Source organism: Kitasatospora sp. NPDC001527, assembly GCF_040298605.1.
Lineage (GTDB): Bacteria > Actinomycetota > Actinomycetes > Streptomycetales > Streptomycetaceae > Kitasatospora.
Genome location: NZ_JBEPAM010000009.1, coordinates 1 through 18,076, shown reverse-complemented (window position 1 = coordinate 18,076; position 18,076 = coordinate 1). Strand labels below are relative to the sequence as shown.

The window sequence follows — 18,076 nt, the reverse complement described above, 5'->3', positions numbered from 1 at the left end:
GAGCCCTCACACCCCAGGAGGCCCGTCCCCCATGACCACCGCACCCGAGTTCCACCTGACCGAGGCCGAACGCGCCCTGCTGCCCACCCCCGAGGAGGTGGCCGGCTACCTGGAGCACGGCTGGTACCTGTCCCGCAAGCTGTTCAGCGACGAGGAGCTGGACACCCTGCAGGCCGCCACCGATCAGTACTACGCGGGCCACCGCGACCGCACCCTGCCGGTCCGCCCGCCGCGGCTGGCCTCCTGGGAGCCCGCGCACGGCCCGGTCCAGCGGCACAACGACTACGTGCACTACGAGAGCGAGGCGATCGCGGCGATCCTGCGCAAGCCGCTGCTCGGCGCCGTCGCCGCGCTGCTCGCCGAGGCCGAGGAGGTCCGGATCTTCCAGGCCACCCTCATCTACAAGCCCCCGGTGCCGGGCGAGCCCAGCAACCAGGTGCCGTGGCACTTCGACAAGCACTACTGGCAGACCTCGACCTCGGAGCGGATGCTCACCGCCTTCCTGCCGTTCCACGACTGCGGCGAGGAGAACGGCACCATCACCATGGTGGACGGCAGCCACCGGTGGAAGGAGCTGCCCTCCGAGGAGGACTCCACCCGGCACTTCGCCGACCGCGACAACTCCGAGCTGGACGCCATCCTGGACGCCAACGCGCAGTACAACGGGACCGAGGTCCGCAAGGTCCCGATGATCATCCCGCGCGGCCACGTCAGCTTCCACCACTGCCGCACCTACCACGGCAGCGGCCCCAACCTGGCCTCCTACCCGCGCCGGGCGGTCTCGCTGCACCTCCAGGACGGCGCCAACGCCCACCGGCTCGCCACCCGCCCGGACGGCGAGACGGTGGTCTACAACCACGACGTGCTGGTGCGGCGCACCGCCGACGGCCGCCCCGACTACGCGGACCCGGACTTCTGCCCGACCGTCTGGCGGGGAGTGCTGTGATCCCTGGGGCACCCGTCGTCGCCGCGCTCGACACGCCCGAGCGGCGGTACCGGATGCTGCGGCTGATCCGCTCCTTCGAGGAGCGGGCGCTGGACCTGGTGAAGTCCGGGGTGATCACCGGCGGCATCCACCCGTACATCGGGCAGGAGGCCGTCGCGGTCGGCGTCTGCGCCGCGCTGGGGGCGGGCGACCGACTCGCCTCCACCCACCGCGGGCACGGCCACGTCCTGGCCCGCGGCCTGGACCCGGCGCGGCTGCTGGCCGAACTGGCCGGGCGGGTCGGCGGGTCCAACCGGGGCCGGGGCGGCTCGATGCACGCCGCCGACCTGCGGCTGGGCATCCTCGGCGCCAACGGCATCGTCGGCGCCGGCGCGCCGATCGCGGTCGGCGCCGCCTGGGCCGACCTGCGGGCCGGCTCCGACGCGGTGGCGGTCGCCTTCTTCGGCGACGGCGCGCTCAACCAGGGTGTGCTGCTGGAGTCGCTCAACCTGGCCGCGATGTGGCGGCTGCCGGTGCTCTTCGTCTGCGAGAACAACGGCTACGCCACCACCCTGCCCGCCGACGCCGCGGTGGCGGGCAGCGCCACCGGCCGGGCGGCCGCCTTCGGCATCCCGGCCGCCGAGGTCGACGGCATGGACACCGAGGCGGTCCGGGCCGCCGCCGAGCGGGCCGTCGCCCGGGCCAGGTCCGGCGGCGGTCCGGGCTTCCTGGAGTGCCGCACCTACCGGTTCGAGGGCCACCACACGATGGAACGGCGGATGAAACTGCGCTACCGCACCCCCGAGGAGGTGGCCGCCTGGCGCGAGCGGGACCCGCTCCCCCGGGCCGCCGCCGCGATCGGCGCCGAGCGCGCCGCCGCCCTGGACGCCGAGGTGGCCGCCGAACTCGCGGCGGCCGAGGAGTTCGCGCTCGCCTCGCCGCACCCGGACCCGGCCGGCGCCGCCGACCACCTGTACGCCTCCGGGCTGCGGCCCCGGGCGGGGGCGGTGGCATGAGACTCTCGTATACGAAGGCGCTCAACCGGGCACTGGCCGACGAGCTGGACGGCGACCCCGCCGTCTGCGTGTTCGGCGAGGACATCGGTGCCGGGATGGCCGGACCCACCCTCGGGCTGCTGGACCGGTTCGGGCCGGAGCGGATCGTCGACACCCCGCTCTCCGAGCAGGCGTTCACCGCGATGGCACTCGGTGCGGCCCTGGCCGGGCGGCGGCCGGTGCTGGAGTTCCAGATCCCCTCGCTGCTCTTCCTGGTATTCGAGCAACTCGTCAACCAGGCCCACAAGTTCTCGCTGATGACCGGCGGCCAGGCGGGTGTCCCGCTCACCTGTCTGGTCCCCGGTTCCGGCTCCCGGGACGGCTGGGCGGGCCAGCACTCCGACCACCCATACAGCCTGTTCGCGCACGCCGGGATGAAGACCGTCGTGCCGGCCACCCCGACCGACGCCTACGGGCTGCTGCGCTCGGCGATCCGGGACCCGGACCCGGTGGTGGTCTTCGCCCCGGCCGCCGCGCTGGCGGTCCGCGAGACCGTCACCTGGGAGCTGGCGCCGGTCCCGCTCGGCAGCGCCCGGGTGCACCGCGGCGGCACCGACGTCACCCTGGTCGCCGTCGGGCACCTGGTGCACGACGCGCTGGCGGTGGCCGAGGAGCTGGCCGGGGAGATCTCGGTCGAGGTGCTCGACCCGCGCACGCTGTACCCGTTCGACTGGGCCGCCCTGGGCGCCTCGCTGGAGCGCACCGGGCGGCTGGTGGTGATCGACGACTCCAACCGCAGCTGCGGGATCGGCGCGGAGGTGCTGGCCACCGCCGCCGAGGAGTTCCGGCTCGTCGCCCCGCCGCGGCGGGTCACCCGGCCCGACGGCGCGGTGCTGCCGTTCGCCCCCGCGCTCGACCGGGCCCTGCAGCCGGACCGGGAGCAGCTGCGCCACGCACTGCGCGCCGTCATGAAGTGATGATGCGTCAGGATACCGACCGGGGGCGGCCGTTACGGTCGCCCCCGGTTGCGTCCCGGAGCGTTCTCAGAGCACCTTGGGCACGGCCGCGAGCAGGTCCGGCAGCTCGTCCGACCGGTCCCGGAAGCGGTGCAGCGCCGCCCGCCCCTCCGTCCCGCGCAGCCGCGCGGCCAGCCGGGCCGGGAGCACCGCCGTGGTGAGCAGACCGCTGCCGCCGAAGCCCTCGACGGCCCAGCAGACCCAGGGCAGCGGGTAGTTGGCAGCCGGGCTGAAGAACACCGGCCGCTGGCCCTGGAAGGTCGCGTCGTAGAGGCCGAAGCGGCTCCAGTTGGAGAAGCTGATCCGGCGCTGCTGGGGGTCGAAGCCGATCGGCACGCAGCTCCCCAGCCCGGGCCGGCCGAGCTCGGCCAGGAAGCGCAGGTTGGCGCGCAGGTTGAGGTGGTCCTCGGCATATCCCCGCACGGCGGTGCGCAGCGCTCCGGCGAGGGCGGCCGGGCCGTCCTCGGGCGTGTACGGCAGGTGGATGTCGCCGAGCAGATTGCCGACCAGGGCGTCCGGCAGTCCGAGCGCGCGGCGGGCGTTGACCGGGACGGTGAGCCAGCGGGTCTCCCGGTCGCCGTCCAACTCCCTCAGAGTGTGGGTGACATGGGCGCAGACCGCGTCGCCGGAGGAGACCCAGCGGCCGGCCTCCGCGCCGAACTCCTCGCGCATCCGGGCTATCTCGGCGTCGCCGAAGTACAGCTGGACGGTCCGGTTGGCACGCGGGCCGGCCGCCACCTCGCGGTCCAGCACGGCGCGCTCGGCCGGTCCTGGCACCCGGAAGCCGGGCCGGCCGCAGTCCTCGGCGGGCAGCACCCGGTCGAGCAGGGCGTCCTGGTCCCCGACGAGTTCGGCCGCCGGGAGCTCCTCGCCCTCGACCGCCGCCGACCAGGCGCGCAGCAGCAACGCGAAGCTGTGCAGGTCGCCGATCGCGTGGTGCCAGGAGCAGCCGAGCACGGTACCGCCGTCGCCGGTGCGGGTCACCCGGACGGCGAGCAGCGGTCCGCCGCCGGTGCGGGCGGCCGGGGCGTCCAGCGGGTCGACGTGCAGCGCACCGGGCGCGGTGACCCGACCCATGGACTCGGCGAGCGTGCCGTCGACGCGGTAACTCACCATCGGGACACCGGAGTCGTCGCAGACCGCCTCCAACACCCCGTCCACGGTGCGCAGTCGGCCGGCGAAGACCGGGACGCGCTCCAGCGCCCGGGCCAGGCCCGCGGCGAGGCGGTCCTCGTCCAGCGCGCGCTCGAAGAAGAGGACGACCGAGACGGCGAGGTCGGCGAGCATGGTGTCGGCCAGGCCGCAGCGGAGCACCGTCCCGGGCGCGGTGCCCGCTCTGACCGTGCGGGTGTCGCGCAACTGCGGCCAGACGCTCATCGATTCATCCCGGGGCGGTCGAGGGAGTCGTACCGAGTGCCCCGGACGACGGTAGCGATCACCAGAACGATAGGACAGCCACCCGGCAGCGATCCAGTGGTCCAGTCCAATTGAGCGGTATCGGACCGGACGGACGGTACGGAACGGCGTCCGGACGCCCCCGGGCCGTCCCCGGACTAGAATCCGAAGCATGGGAGAGCGCCCGGGCGCGCCCACCGCGCCGCCCCTGGTCCTCGTCACCGACACGGACTCGCAGCTGATCGACCCGTGCCGGGCGTACCACGTCGGCCGCGACCCGACCAGCGAGATCGTCCTGGACGACCCCCGGGTCTCCTGGCACCACGCGGTGCTGCGCTCCACCGGCGGCCACTGGCACCTGGACGACGTCGGCAGCACCAACGGCACCTTCTCCGACGGCCGCCGGATCAGCTCCGAGGACGTCGGCCCCGGGACCCGTCTGCGGTTCGGCAACCCGGCCGACGGCCCGTCCGCCACCTTCGCCGGACTGCCCGACCCCGCGCCGCCGCCCGCGCCGACACCGGCCCCCGCCCCCGTACCCGCCGAGCGCCCCTCGCTGATCGCGCCGGCCGCCTCCGGCACCTTCCGCCGCCCCAGCGCCGTGCTGCGCCTGCCCGGGCGCACCGTGCGGATCGGCCGCGCCCCCGACAACGACCTGGTCCTCGACGACCTGGTGGTCTCCCGCCACCACGCCGAGCTGCGCACCCTGCCGGACGGCGGCCACGAGATCGCCGACCTCGGCAGCCACAACGGCACCTACCTCAACGGCGGCCCCGTCGAGCGGGCCCCGGTCGGCCCCGCCGACATCGTGGGCATCGGCCACTTCGCGCTCTGCCTGTCCGGCGACGACCTCGTCGAGTACACCGACACCGGCGAGGTCTCGCTCAACGTGCAGGGCCTGGTGGTGCGGGTCGGCGCCGACCACCGGGTGCTGCTGGACGACGTCTCCTTCCCGCTCGCCGAGAAGGCCCTGCTCGCCGTCGCCGGCCCCAGCGGCGCCGGAAAGTCCACCCTGCTCAACGCCCTCACCGGGCTGCGCCCCGCCGACGAGGGCACCGTGCTCTACGACGGGCGCGACCTCTACCGCGACTACGCCGAGCTGCGCCGCCGGATCGGCCTCGTCCCGCAGGACGACATCCTGCACACCCAGCTGACCGTCCGCCGCGCCCTGACGTACGCCGCCGAATTACGCTTCCCCGGCGACACCGCCCCGGCGGAACGCGAGGCCCGGGTCTCCGAGGTGATCCACGAACTGGGCCTGGACAGCCGGGCCGACCTGGTCATCTCCAGCCTCTCCGGCGGCCAGCGCAAGCGGGTCAGCGTCGCCCTGGAACTGCTCACCAAGCCCTCGCTGCTCTTCCTCGACGAGCCCACCTCCGGCCTCGACCCGGGCATGGAGCGCTCGGTGATGCAGATGCTGCGCGGACTGGCCGACGACGGGCGCACCGTCGTCGTGGTCACCCACAGCGTGCTCAGCCTGGACGTCTGCGACCGGCTGCTGGTGCTCGCCCCCGGCGGCCGCACCGCCTACTACGGACCGCCCGCCGAGGCGCTGCCGTTCTTCGGCTTCACCGAGTGGCCGCAGGCCTTCGAGGCCTTCGAGAACGAGGACCACCGGGCCTGGCAGCGCCGGTTCCGGGAGTCCCCCCAGTACGAGCGCTACGTGGCCGCCGGGGCGCTGCCGCCCGCCGTGCCCGTGCCGGCGCCCGCCGCGCCCGCCGACGCGTTCGGCCCCGAGCAGCCGCAGGGCTGGTTCTCCCAGCTGGGCACGCTGATCCGCCGCTACACCGCGGTGCTCGCCGCCGACAAGCTCTTCCTGACCGTGATGATCGCCCTGCCGTTCCTGATCGGCGTGATGTGCCGGGCGATGGCGGGCAGCCGGCTCTCCTCGGAGAACGCCCTCAACATCCTGCTCACGCTCTGCATCGGCGGCCTGCTCACCGGCTCCGCCAACGCGGTGCGCGAGATCGTCAAGGAACGGCCGATCTACCAGCGAGAACGCGTGGTCGGGCTGTCCCGCTCGGCCTATCTCGTCTCCAAGGTGGTGGTACTCGGCACCATCACGGTCGCCCAGGCCGCCGTGCTGACCGTGGTCGGGCTGGCCGGCGTCGACCTCGACCCCACCCTGCCGGGCGGCGTCACGGTGCACAGCGGGGTGCTGATGCCCCCGCTGGCCGAACTGATCGTGGCGGTCGCCCTGCTCTCCTTCTCCGCGATGATGCTCGGCCTGCTGGTCTCCGCGCTGGTCCGCAAGGAGGAGGCGACCATGCCGCTGCTGGTGCTGCTCTCCGTGGTGCAGATCGTGTTCAGCGGCGCCATGCTGAAGCTGCACGCGGTGCCCGGCCTGGAGCAGTTCGCCTGGCTGGTGCCCTCCCGCTGGGGCCTGTCCGCGATGGCCCGCACCGTCGACCTGCACACCGTCCTGCCGAACGACATCACCGACGACCCGATGTTCGCCCAGGAGCGGGGCGGGTGGCTGCTCGCGCTGGCCGTGCTGGTGGCGCTCTCGGTGGTGCTGGCCGTCGCCGTGGTGGCGCTGCTGCGCCGGCAGGAGCCGGCGATCATGCGGAAGTGAGCAGCGGCAGAAGAGCAGAGAAGCGAGAAGAGCGGAGGTGAGAAGACCCGGCCGATGGACGAGCTCGCGTTCCGCCCCACCCATGTCGCCCCGCCGGGCGGCCTGACCAGCTGGGCCGCCCCGGACCCCGCGCAGCCCACCTCCCCGCTGGACGCGCTGCTGCCGCTGCAGCTGATCGGCCGGACCGGCGACTGGGCACAGGTGCTCTGCTCCAACGGCTGGACGACCTGGGTGGACGGCCGGCTGCTGGTCTCGCTGCCGGGCGTGCCGCCCACGGCCGCCGGCCCGCCGGCCCGCACCGCCGACCCCCGCCCGGCGCTGGCCGAGGCGGAGGGCGCGCTGGCCCGCTACCGCTCGCTGCTGGAGGACCTCGCGGCGGGCGGCACCGACCTGGAGACCTTCCGGGACCGCGCCCACGGCCTGCGGATCGGCCTGGTCGTCGACGGCGAGCGGCTCTGGGTCTACGACCCGGTGCACGACCGCTGGTGCTACTGCGACGGCCTCCAGCTGCGCACCTACGCCGTCGGCAACCGTCCGAGCCCGCCGGCCGGCCGGGCCCCGGGCACCGACGAGCCCACCCGCCTGGCGGAGCCGTGATCCCGCCCCCCGACGGCGGCGACGACCGGACCCCGCGGCGGCCGCACCCGCCCACCGAAACCGGGGCCGTCGAACCGCCCGCCCCGCCCACCGCCGGCCACGCCCGGCCCGGCGATCCCGCCGAACCCACCGAACCCGCCGGACCCACCGAACCCACCGAACCCACCGGACCCGACGGACCCGCCGAACGCGCCGAACTCTCCGAACCCGCCGGACCCGCCGAACGCGGCGAGCCCTCCGGACGCGGCGAACCCGCCGACTTCGACGACGTCATCGAGCCGCCCAGCCTGCCCGCCGGACTGGTCGGGCGCCGGGTCGCCGGCTACCGCCTGGAGGCGGAGATCGGCCGCGGCGGCATGGCGGTCGTCTACCGCGCCAAGGACCTCCGGCTCGGCCGCACCGTCGCCGTCAAGCTGCTCGCCCCCGAGCTGGCCCGCAACGAGGTGTTCCGTCAGCGCTTCATCCACGAGTCGCAGACCGCCGCCGCGATCGACCACCCGCACATCATCCCGGTCTTCGAGGCCGGCGAGGCCGACGGCATCCTGTTCATCGCGATGCGCTTCGTCGAGGGCGGCGACCTGCGCGCGCTGATCACCCGCAGCGGCCCCTTCCCGGTCACCCGGGCGGCCGGGCTCGCCCTGCAGATCGCCTCCGCGCTGGACGCCGCGCACGACCACGACCTGGTCCACCGGGACGTCAAGCCGGGCAACGTGCTGGTCGCCGCCGGCACCGACAGCGAGCACCCCGAGCACCTCTACCTCGCCGACTTCGGCCTCACCAAGAAGTCCCTGTCGCTCAGCGGCCTGACCGGCGTCGGCCAGATCGTCGGCACCCTCGACTACGCCGCGCCCGAGCAGATCTCCGGGCGCCCGCTCGACGGCCGCTGCGACCAGTACGGGCTCGGCTGCGTGGTCTTCGAGATGCTCGCGGGCGCGCCCCCGTTCCGCCGCGAGAGCGATCTCGCCCTGCTCTGGGCCCACCTCAACGAGCCGCCGCCCACCCTGCGCGAGCACCGGCCCGATCTGCCTGCCGTCGTCGACGCGGTGCTCGCCCGTGCCCTCGCCAAGTCCCCCGAGGACCGCTTCGCGAGCTGCCTGCAGTTCGTCGCCGAGCTGCGGGCCGCCGCCACCGCCCCGCCCGGCACCGCTCCCCCGGCCGGCGGCCCCTGGGCCTCCCCCGGCCCGCCCACCACGGTGGGCCCCGCCCCCGGCGTCCCCGAACCGCCCGCCTGGGCCCTCCCCGTCGTCCGCCCGCCCGCGCGCAGGAGCTCCGGATGAACGCCGTCAGCCAGGTCTTCGCCCTGATCGCCGCCGCCGTCCACCTGGTGGTCTGGCCGCTGGAGAGCTTCCTCTACGGCCACCCGAGGGTCCGCCGACTGCTCACCGGCTCCACCGCCGACGCGCCGCAGGTCCGCCTCTGGCGGGTCAACGTCGGCTTCTACAACCTCTTCCTCGCCCTCGGACTGGTCGCCGGCCTGGTCGCGCTGCACACCGACGAACCCGCCGTCGGCCGCACCCTGATCCGCTACCTCAGCGCCTTCATGATCGCCGCCGGCATCACCCTGTTCGCCTCCGCCCCCCGCCTCTGGCCCGGCGCCCTCGGCCAGGCCCTCCCCCCGACCGCCGTCCTTCTCGCCGAGGCCCTGGGCTGACCACCCCCGCCACCGGCCCGCTACGGAGCCGGAGGACCGTCGGCCGGCCGCCCCCTCGGGTCAGCGGGTCCCGCCGCGGCGGGGGAGGCGGTTGGCGGCGAGGGCGCCGAGGGCGCCGGCCAGGAGGCCCCAGGCGGCGGCGAGGGGGACCAGGGTCCACAGCCGCGGGTCCAGGGTGAGGGTGCCACCGGTCAGGGCGGCGGCGGGGCCGACCGCGCCGACGGCCGGGCCGAGGACGGAGCCGAGGAGGTCGCCCAGGCCGCCCTCGCCGAGGCCGACGCCGAGCACGGAGAGGCCGTAGTCGGCGGAGACCCTGGTCCACACGCCGACCAGCAGCACGGTGACGGCGGCGGCCGCCGCCAGCCGCACGGCGTGCTGCCAGATCGGGACCCCGCGCGGTGAGCGGTGGGCGGCCAGCACCCCGGCCGCGAGCATCAGCACGGCGGCCAGCGGGAGCAGCCACCAGGCCCGGGCGTCCTGCTCGGCGAGCGTGCCGAGGCTCACCGTGCCGTCCTGGCCCTCGCCGCCGCGCAGCACGGCGGCCAGCGGTTGGGGCACCGGCAGGCCGAGCGCCCCGACCAGGTGGCCGTGCCACTCGCCGCCGAGGCCGACGCCGAAGGCGAGCCAGACCAGGTTGGGCAGGGCGAGCAGCGCGAGGGCGGCGACCTGCCGGGCCTGGCCGTGCGCCGCGGCCGTGCCGATCACGGCCGCCACGCCCAGCACCACGTAGCCGAGCAGGACCAGCAGCATCGCGAACGCGGCCGGGCGGACGGCCTGCTGGAAGGGCACCAGGGAGCGCGGCAGCGGCGCCCGGCGGGAGACCGCGAAGGTCGCGGCCAGCACGACCAGCAGCCAGAGCAGCCCGAGTCCGAGGGTGCTCGCGGGATCCGCGTGGAAGCCCACCTCGGGGTTGAGCCCGAGGACGCTGCCGAGCTGCTCGGCGAGGCCCTCGCCGAGCGGCACCGTGAAGGTGTGCCGGGCGGCGGCGCAGAGCAGGGCGAGCGCGACCAGCCAGACCACCGCCGTCCGGGCGGCGCGGCCGAGCAGTTCGCGGCCGCCGGCCACCGCGCGGTAGCGCAGTTGGCGCAGGAAGACCTCGGCCATGGTCAGCGCGCCGGCCAGTCCGACGGAGAGCGGCATCGCGGTGATCCCGGCGTCGACCGAGGCGAAGAACCCGGCACCGCCGTCGAGGCCGACCGATCCGCCGACGGCGAGCGCGAGCGTGCCGGCGAGCACGGCGGGGAAACCGCCGCCGGGCAGCGTGTCGGCGCCGGCCGCCCAGAGGCCGAGCGCGGCCACCAGGGCCATCGCGGCGAGGCCGGCCAGGACGACCGCCGCCGCGTCCAGCCAGCCGCGCAGGACGCCGGGCGGTCCGGCCGCCCCGCTGCCGGGCGCGGCCGCGCCCGGTCGGGCCTGCTGCTGCATGCGGGCCTCCCTGTCGGGGTCGGTCTGTCGGGGTCGGTGTCCCCCGCGCGTCCGGTGCCGGCCCCGCCCCCGCGCCTGGGACCAGGGTGGACCAGGACGGGCCGGACCGCCCGGGCAGCGTGCTCCCTCGCGCGCGCTGCTGTTGCGACGGACCGGGACCGGGGGCAGAAATGGAGGCCAGTGGCAGGAGCCTCCCGCGCCGGCCGGACGGACCGGCCGTCCGCGACGGCGGAGCCCCCGATCGGAGCCCTCGATGAGTTCCCAACCGCCTTCCTCCGGGTCACCGCTCGGCCCGCCCTCCGGACCGCCGTCCGGGCCGCTCTCGGGCCCGCCGTCGGGCGGCGGCCGCGCCGGACCGCCCGCACCGCCCGGCCCGCCGTTCGGCCCGCCCTCGGGCGGCGGTGGCGGCTCGACGGGTTCGGGCGGCCCCTCCGGGCAGCGGCCGACGCCGTGGTGGCGCTCGCGCAAGAAGGCCGCGCTGGTGATCTTCGCGACCGGACTGGCGGTGCTGGCCACGGTGCTGATCGTCACCAACAGCACCGGCGGCGGTGGAAACGAGGAGACCGTGCCGACCGCCAACGAGGTCGCGCTGCAGAGCCCGCAGGACCCGGGCCCGGCACCGTTCACCCCATCGGTGGAGACCCAGGCGGTGAAGGCGCCGGCCCCCGCCGGGCCCTCCGCCACCCGAACGGGCGGCGCCACGGCCACCGGGACCGCGGGCACGGGCACGGGCACCGGCATCCACTCCGTCGAGGGAACGTCGGCGGGCGTGTACGGCGGGACGATGCACACGCCGAGCTGCGACGTCGAGCGGCTGGTCTCGATGACCTCGACCGGTGACGCCGGCCGGGCCTGGGCGTCGGCGCAGGGCATCCAGCAGTCCGCCGTCCCCGGCTACCTGCGCTCGCTGACCTCGGCGTACCTGCGGGTGGACACCCGGGTCACCAACCACGCCTACAAGGGCGGCGCGGCCGTCGCCTACCAGTCCGTGCTGGCGGCGGGCACCGCCGTACTGGTGGACGCGCAGGGCGTGCCACGGGTGCGCTGCGGCTGCGGCAACCCGCTGAAGCCGCCGACGCTGGTCAGCGACGCGAAGTACACCGGCAAGGCATGGACGGGCTTCCAGCCGAGCACGCTGGTCGTCGTGGTCGCCGCGCCGAAGCCGGTGACCGAGATCGTGCTGGTGGACGTCACAACCGGCGGCTGGTTCACCCGGTCGGCGGGGAAGGCGGAGGTCGTCGACCGGCCGGCCCCGGCCCCCCGCGGCCCGCTGGCGCCCGGCGTCCCGGCTCCCGCCGTCTGGCAGGTGTTCACGGCGACGGCCTCGGTGTCCGCCTCGGCCTCGACGTCGTCCTCCGCCTCGACCGCCTCCTCCACCTCGACCTCGGGTTCGCCGTCCGGCCCGACGACCGGCACCACGACGACGTCCGGCGGGCCGACGACGACCACGCCGGGCCCGACCTCGCCGGGGACGACCTCACCGGGAGCCACGACCAGCGCACCCACCGGGCCGGCCACCACGACGGCGCCGCCCACCACGACGGCGCCGCCCACCACGACCGCGCCACCGACCACCGCGGCACCCACCACGGCCAAGCCGACGGTGACGAACACGCCCGCCCCCACCACGACGACCCCCAAGTCGGCCCCCGCCACGACCACCGCCGCGACCACCACCGCCGGGCCGGCCACCACCACCACCGCGACCACCACCTCCGTCGAAGAGCCCTCGACGGCCACCGGAACCCCCGGCTGAGCCGATCCGAAACCCTTGGGAGGAACCATGCCCCGCTTCCGTCCCCGGCGCCCGGCCCTGGCCGCGGCCGGCACGCTCACCGCACTACTGACGGCGCTGGCCGGCACCGGCCCGGTCCAGGCCGCGCCCACGACGGCCGCCCCGACCGGACAGCTGTCGGCCGCGCCCGCCGCGCCCTCGCTCCAGGAACGGGCCGCCGCGCTCGCCGCCGGCTCACCGACCGTCTCACCGGCGGCCCCCTTCGGGCACGTCCCGGCCGACAGCGACTACCAGTGCGCCGCCGGCACCCTCTGCACCCTGGTGTGGGACCCGACGGCCGGTGACTACAAGATCTTCTACCTCACCGCCTGCGCCCGGTACAGCCTCGACGGCTGGAGCGGCCAGGGGTTCTACGCCGACAACCGGACACCCGGCACCCGGTCGGTGTTCTACGGCGCGAACGGCCGCGTGCTGAAGTCCTTCACGCCCGACGGGGGCGCCAACCACCAGCAGGACTGGACGCCCGTACGGGCCATCCGCACCTGCTGAGCCCTCCGCCCGCGCCCCGTCCACCGCCGCGGTGGGCGGGGCGCCGGCGTGCCGTCAGGGCAGCAGCACCTCGGTGTCGTCCGGCCCGAGCAGCCGGCCGTCGGCCGACCGGACCTCCACCCGGGCGACCGGCGCGCCCGCGTCCCGGTCGACCAGGCGGGCGCGCGGCTCCTCGTCGGTGAAGCAGTACCGCTCGCCCCACTGGCGCAGCGCGGTGACGACGGGGAACAGCGCCCGGCCCTTCTCGGTGAGCACGTACTCCTGGTACGGGCTGCCGTCGGCGGCCGGGGCCAGCTCGAAGACGCCGTTGGCGACCAGGTTGGCGAGGCGGGCGGAGAGGATGTTCTTCGCCAGGCCGAGGTTCTTCTGGAACTGCCCGAAGCGGCGCAGCCCGTCGAAGGCGTCACGGACGATCAGCAGCGTCCAGCCGTCGCCGAGGACGTCCAGCGGCCGGGCGACCGGGCAGGACGAACCCTCGTGCGAGGTGCGTTTGGGCACGCGCCGCTCCTCTCTCGCCTGCGGTTCCGCGCTCCCGGGGGAGCGGGGTTTCACCGTGCAACCCTATCGCGCCGCCCTCCGGCCCCCTTGTGGTTGCTTAATGAAACCTCGCCGTGCGAGGGTATGGCGGTGGCACTTTGAAACCACTCCTGGATGTCACGCCGTCCCGAAGGAGCAATCCCCCGTGCCTGCCCCCGCCCGCCGGCTCTCCCCCGCCGTCGCCTGGCTGTTCTCCGTCGCCAGCGGTCTGGCCGTCGCCAACGTCTACTACGCCCAGCCCCTGCTCGACCTCATCGCCGACGACCTCGGCATCGGCCGCGCGACGGTGGGCCTGGTCGGCACCCTCACCCAGATCGGGTACGCCGTCGGCCTGGTGCTGCTCGTCCCGCTCGGCGACCACCTCGACCGCCGGATGCTGATCACCGCCCAGCTCGGCCTGTCCGTCGTCGCGCTCGGCGCCGTGGCCCTCGCCCCCTCGGCGCCGCTGATGCTGCTCGCCATGGCGGCGGTCGGGGTGCTCGCCGTGGTGGCCCAGGTGATGGTCGCCCACGCGGCCTCCCTCGCCGACCCGGCCGACCAGGGCCGCGTCGTCGGCACCGTCACCAGCGGCATCGTGGTCGGCATCCTGCTCGCCCGCACCGTCGCCGGCACCATCGGCGACCTCGCCGGCTGGCGCGCCGTCTACGTCGTCTCCGCCGTCGCCACCGGCGCGACGGCCGTCGTCCTCGCCTCGGTCGTCCCGGCCGAACCGCGCCGGCGGGCGGAACGCGTCCGCTACCCGCGGCTGGTCGGTTCGGTGTTCACCCTGTTCGCCGAGGTGCCCGTGCTCCGGGTCCGCGCCGGACTCGCGCTGCTCGTCTTCACCGCCGTCACCGTGCTGCTCACCCCGATGGTGCTGCCGCTCGCCGCGCCGCCGTTCGAGCTCAGCCACACCGCGATCGGGCTCTTCGGCCTGGCCGGCGCCGCCGGCGCGCTCGGCGCCGGGCACGCCGGCCGGCAGGCCGACCGCGGGCGGGCCCGGCGCACCCTGGCGATCGGGCTCACCGCGATGCTCGTCTCCTGGCCGCTCGCCGCGCTGCTGCCGCACTCGGTCTGGTGGCTGGTGCTCGCCATGGTGGTGATCGACTACGGCCTGCAGTCCGTGCACGTGGTCAACCAGCACCTGCTGTACCAGGTCCGCCCCGAGGCACGCAGCCGGCTGACCGCCGGGTACATGCTGTTCTACTCGGTCGGCAGCGCGCTCGGTGCGATCGTCTCCACCCTCGTCTACGAGCGCGGCGGCTGGACGGCGGTCTGCTGGCTGGGCGGCGGCGTCAGCCTGCTCGCGCTCGCCTTCTGGCGGGCCACCGATCGCGCGCCGACCGGGGACGGCGGCACCGAGGGGGACGTCCCGGAAGGAAGGACCGCCGGACGCCGCGTCAGCCGGTGACCGCCAGTTCGGCGACCACCGCGCGGTGGTCGGTGCCGCGCACCGTGTGCTCCGTCACCGACACCGCGCGCAGCGCCTCCCCGTGCAGCACGTGGTCGATCTGGATCACCGGCCACAGGCCCGAGAAGGAGGTGGTGGACTCCGGCCAGGTCGGCGCGACGCCGCGCCCCAGCTCGGCGTGGCTGTCCGTGAGGCCGGTGCCGAGCAGCGCGCGCATCGGCGCGTGGTCGAGCGTGGCGTTGAAGTCCCCCAGCAGGACGGCGTTGCGGGCGGCGCCGGCCACCGCCGCCCGCAGTCCGTCGAAGTCCTCCGCCCAGCGGCCGGCGTCGCCCATCGGGTAGTAGGTGTGCACGGCCGTCAGCCGGACGGTGCGTCCGCCGACCACGACCTCCGCCGCCACCTCGTCCCGGGCCGCCGGCGAGGCCGTACCGTCCAGCGGGGTCAGCGGCAGCCGGGAGTAGAGCACGGTGTCCCGGCCCGGGCGCAGCTCCCGGTAGGGCAGCACCTCGGCGATCCCCGCCCGGTCCAGCCGTTCGGCGGCCCCCGGACCGAACTCCTCCATCGCCAGCACGTCGACCCGCTGCTCGCGCACCAGCCGGACGAGTTCCGCCGCGTCGGCCCGGCCCTTGAAGGCGTTGCTCGTCGCGACCCGCAGCCGCGGCGCGTCGGCCGCCGGAGCACCGCCGCCCTCCGGCACCAACCTCGGTATCAGCCAGACGAGTTGCACGGCCACCAGGACACCGGCCAGCGCCGCCGGCCACCACGAGCGCAGCGCCAGCAGCACGCCGAGCGCGACCACGCCGGCGACCGCCGCGTACGGCAGCCCGACCACGGCGAGGGCCAGCCACGTCCCGTCGTCCCACCCGCCGAGGCGGACGGCCACCAGCGCCGCCGACCCGGCCAGCACGGCGCCGCACACCCCCAGCAGCGCCCGCCGCGCCCACACCCGCCAGCCCGCCCGGCCCACCCGCTCCCCCATCCGCCACTCCGGCCCCTCGTCTCCCGTCCCAAGACGCCCGGCCCCGCACCGCGGTTCCCCGCCCGGGTCGCCCCGTGCCGCCCGGACCCGGCGCCCGGGCCTCAGGCGAGCGCCGGGCCGATCCGGTCGGCGAAGACCACCCGGCGCCGACCGGGGTCCCTGGCGTCGCACGGCGTGGGCCAGGTGTTCGGCGTCCCCGGGGCGCCGGCGAGACAGCGGGCCGGCGCGAAGGTGAGGGCGGAGGCGGGTTCGGCCGTCCGGCCGTCCCGCCTCAGTCCACGCAGGGGATGCCACCCGCCCTGACCGCCGGGCCCTGCATCGGGAGGTCGGGGGTCGGCTCGGCGGTGGGCGGGGCCGTGGTGGCGGAGGCGGACGGGGCCGGGGTGGTCGTCGTGCGGGCGGGGGCGGGCGTGCGGGTGGGGGCGACGGACCGCGCACCGCTCGGCGTGACGGTCGGCGTGACGGTCGGCGCGGCAGCGGGCTGCTGCGCCGGGACCGCCGCCGGCGCGGGCTCCTCGGAGGCGGCCGGCGGCGGGGGCTCGTGCCCGAACAGCTGCTTCACGATGCGCTTGATCTGGTCCGGGTCGACCGTGTTGACCTCCTGGCCCCCGATCGTCCTGAACCCGGTGATCGGCAGCGTGTTGAACTCGACGTTGCCGCCGGTGAGGTTGGGCGCCTGCTGGGCGAAGTCCAGCACGTTCCAGCGGTCGTCGATGACCACGTCCTTCTTCACCACCTCGAACAGCCGCTGGAGCTGCCCGAGGTCGTTGACCACGCCCTGCTGCTTGAGCTTGTACACGACCGAGGAGAGGAAGGCCTGTTGCCGGTGGGTCCGGTCCAGGTCGCCGTTCTTCAGGTGGTGGCGCTGGCGGACGAACGACAGCGCCTGCCGGGCGTCGAGCGAGCTGACGCCCGCCGGGAGCCTGAGCCCGGTCCCGCCGCCCTCGTGGTTCGCCGTCCGGGCCACGATCGGGTCGTCGACCGGGTTGTTGAGGCAGACCTGGATCGGCTCGACGGCCTTGGCGATGTCGTAGAAGCCGATCAGGTTCACCTCCGCGAAGTGGTCGATGGGGATGCCGAGGAACGCCTGCACGGTCTGGAGGGTCGCGGCCCGCCCGGCCTCGCGGCTCTGCCGTTCCAGTTCCGCCTTGGACAGGCCCTTGCCGCCCAGCTTCTGCTCGGCCGTCTCCTTGGCGATCCCGTACGCCTCCTTGATCTTGTGCATCTTCCCGTCCGCGCCGACGGTCTGCACGTAGTCGTCGCGCGGGACCGACAGCGCCGTCACCTTGCCGCCGTTCGCCGGTATGTGCAGGACGATCAGCGCGTTGGTGTTGTAGCCGCCGATCTCGCTGGAGCCGGCGTGCAGTTCCTCCTCGACGAACTCCTTGGGGAGGTCGTTGCCGTCCATGTCCTTGCGGCTGTCGAGGCCGATGAGCAGCAGGTTGACGGACGCGTCGAGGTGCGGCGGCGCGTTCTTCCGGGCCTCGGTGAGCGCGCCCGACTTGACCACGCCGGCGTCGAGTTGCCGGTACTCGTACCAGGTGAAGCCGCTCGCGCCGAAGACCGCCACCGAGACGGTGCCGGCGAGGACGCGGCCGGCGACGGCCAGCCGGCTGGTGCGGGGCTCAGCCACGGCGGCTCCTCCGGTCGGGGACGGGGGTCGGGCGTACGGGGGCCGGAAGCACGGCGGCCGGGGGCGCGGGGGCCGCGGGCGCGGTGCTCTGCGGGCCGTCGGTCCGCCGCCGGTGCCGGTCGTCGGCGCGCCGGTCCGGGCGGGCGCGCCGGTCGAGGAGCGCCCGCACCGCGACCACCAGCAGCCCGGCCACCACCGCCGCCGCCATCACCGGGAACGCGCCGACCACCCAGCGCACCGCCGCCGAGGCGAGCGCGTTGCCCCGCAGGGTCTCGCGGTCGGCGAGGTAGGCGGTACCGGCCCGGGCGGCCAGGGCCACCGGCGGCGCGGCGATGACGACCCACCAGCGCCCGGCGCGGCCGCAGAGCGCCGCCGCGGCGCCGGTGCCGAGCACGGCGCCGGCCGCGAACAGCGGGCCGCCGCCGTGTCCGGTCAGTTCACCGGCCACCGCGCCGGCCACCGGAAGTCCGAGCGCGGCCGACAGCACCGGCCGCGCGCCACCGGACCGCCGGGCCCGGCCGTGGCGGCCGGGGGGGGGCGGCGGCCCGGCCGCCCGCCCGCCCCGGGGGGGGGGGGGGCAAGTCACCCCGGCCCCCCCCCCCCCGCTGCCGAGGTCAGTGGCTCGTGTTGAGCCGACTGATCAGCTGCCTGTTGGCAGCTCGGGCGGCCTGGAG

16 protein-coding genes are annotated in these 18,076 nt (G+C 75.7%); 10 read left to right on the top strand and 6 right to left on the bottom strand.

The features are described 5' to 3' along the window. The first annotated feature begins 31 nt into the window (after positions 1-31). From ABT238_RS11995 to ABT238_RS11985, 3 genes are read left to right on the top strand one after another with little or no spacing between them, the layout of a single operon-like run. Entirely contained in the window at positions 32-946 is a 915-nt protein-coding gene (locus ABT238_RS11995) for a phytanoyl-CoA dioxygenase family protein (protein WP_350756848.1), read from the top strand. Beyond that, a complete protein-coding gene (locus tag ABT238_RS11990) occupies positions 943-1,941 on the top strand; it encodes a thiamine pyrophosphate-dependent dehydrogenase E1 component subunit alpha (protein ID WP_350571935.1) in 999 nt (332 codons plus the stop codon). The genes ABT238_RS11995 and ABT238_RS11990 overlap by 4 nt, the downstream gene beginning before the upstream one ends. After that, complete coding sequence (locus tag ABT238_RS11985) at positions 1,938-2,897, top strand: alpha-ketoacid dehydrogenase subunit beta (protein ID WP_350571934.1); 960 nt, start codon at positions 1,938-1,940, stop codon at positions 2,895-2,897. The genes ABT238_RS11990 and ABT238_RS11985 overlap by 4 nt, the downstream gene beginning before the upstream one ends. 66 nt (positions 2,898-2,963) lie before the next feature. On the opposite strand, the gene ABT238_RS11980 is transcribed toward ABT238_RS11985, so the two are convergent. Then, entirely contained in the window at positions 2,964-4,313 is a 1,350-nt protein-coding gene (locus ABT238_RS11980) for an acyltransferase (protein WP_350571933.1), read from the bottom strand. Positions 4,314-4,503: 190 nt separating this feature from the next. On the opposite strand from ABT238_RS11980, the gene ABT238_RS11975 reads away from it, so the two are divergent. The 4 genes from ABT238_RS11975 (at position 4,504) to ABT238_RS11960 (ending at position 9,154) form a co-directional block, all read left to right on the top strand. Next, positions 4,504-6,906: an ABC transporter ATP-binding protein/permease gene (locus ABT238_RS11975; protein ID WP_350756841.1), complete on the top strand. Its 2,403-nt coding sequence runs from the start codon at positions 4,504-4,506 to the stop codon at positions 6,904-6,906. 54 nt (positions 6,907-6,960) lie between these two features. Next, complete coding sequence (locus ABT238_RS11970; protein ID WP_350756838.1) at positions 6,961-7,503, top strand: SH3 domain-containing protein; 543 nt, start codon at positions 6,961-6,963, stop codon at positions 7,501-7,503. Between the two features lie 272 nt (positions 7,504-7,775). Continuing rightward, positions 7,776-8,780, top strand: a complete 1,005-nt coding sequence (locus tag ABT238_RS11965) for a serine/threonine-protein kinase (protein ID WP_350571949.1) — start codon at positions 7,776-7,778, stop codon at positions 8,778-8,780. Next, positions 8,777-9,154: a DUF1304 domain-containing protein gene (locus ABT238_RS11960; RefSeq protein ID WP_350571930.1), complete on the top strand. Its 378-nt coding sequence runs from the start codon at positions 8,777-8,779 to the stop codon at positions 9,152-9,154. Before ABT238_RS11965 ends, ABT238_RS11960 begins: the two co-directional genes overlap by 4 nt. Before the next feature lie 60 nt (positions 9,155-9,214). Here the strand turns inward: ABT238_RS11960 and ABT238_RS11955 are convergent, their stop codons facing one another. Further along, positions 9,215-10,579 (bottom strand): streptophobe family protein, encoded by a 1,365-nt coding sequence (locus ABT238_RS11955; protein WP_350756835.1) that lies wholly within the window; start codon positions 10,577-10,579, stop codon positions 9,215-9,217. Between the two features lie 253 nt (positions 10,580-10,832). Here ABT238_RS11955 and ABT238_RS11950 point away from each other — a divergent pair, with 253 nt between their 5' ends. Together ABT238_RS11950 and ABT238_RS11945 are read left to right on the top strand one after the other, a co-directional pair. After that, positions 10,833-12,335, top strand: coding sequence for a DUF6777 domain-containing protein (locus ABT238_RS11950; RefSeq protein ID WP_350756832.1), 1,503 nt, complete (start codon positions 10,833-10,835; stop codon positions 12,333-12,335). Between the two features lie 27 nt (positions 12,336-12,362). Next, positions 12,363-12,863 (top strand): hypothetical protein, encoded by a 501-nt coding sequence (locus ABT238_RS11945; protein WP_350571927.1) that lies wholly within the window; start codon positions 12,363-12,365, stop codon positions 12,861-12,863. 54 nt (positions 12,864-12,917) lie between these two features. Here the strand turns inward: ABT238_RS11945 and ABT238_RS11940 are convergent, their stop codons facing one another. After that, on the bottom strand, positions 12,918-13,361 hold the full coding sequence (locus ABT238_RS11940; RefSeq protein WP_350571926.1) for a winged helix-turn-helix transcriptional regulator: 444 nt from the start codon (positions 13,359-13,361) through the stop codon (positions 12,918-12,920). Between the two features lie 184 nt (positions 13,362-13,545). Here ABT238_RS11940 and ABT238_RS11935 point away from each other — a divergent pair, with 184 nt between their 5' ends. Continuing rightward, entirely contained in the window at positions 13,546-14,790 is a 1,245-nt protein-coding gene (locus ABT238_RS11935; RefSeq protein WP_350756829.1) for an MFS transporter, read from the top strand. Here ABT238_RS11935 and ABT238_RS11930 read toward each other — a convergent pair. The 3 genes from ABT238_RS11930 to ABT238_RS11920 all read right to left on the bottom strand — a co-directional run bounded on the left by ABT238_RS11930 (position 14,780) and on the right by ABT238_RS11920 (position 17,889). Further along, positions 14,780-15,769, bottom strand: a complete 990-nt coding sequence (locus ABT238_RS11930; RefSeq protein ID WP_350571924.1) for an endonuclease/exonuclease/phosphatase family protein — start codon at positions 15,767-15,769, stop codon at positions 14,780-14,782. The genes ABT238_RS11935 and ABT238_RS11930 overlap by 11 nt on opposite strands. A gap of 271 nt (positions 15,770-16,040) precedes the next feature. Beyond that, on the bottom strand, positions 16,041-17,402 hold the full coding sequence (locus ABT238_RS11925; protein WP_350756826.1) for an LCP family protein: 1,362 nt from the start codon (positions 17,400-17,402) through the stop codon (positions 16,041-16,043). Then, on the bottom strand, positions 17,395-17,889 hold the full coding sequence (locus ABT238_RS11920) for a DUF6542 domain-containing protein (protein ID WP_350756823.1): 495 nt from the start codon (positions 17,887-17,889) through the stop codon (positions 17,395-17,397). The genes ABT238_RS11925 and ABT238_RS11920 overlap by 8 nt, the downstream gene beginning before the upstream one ends. Between the last annotated feature and the right edge of the window lie 187 nt (positions 17,890-18,076).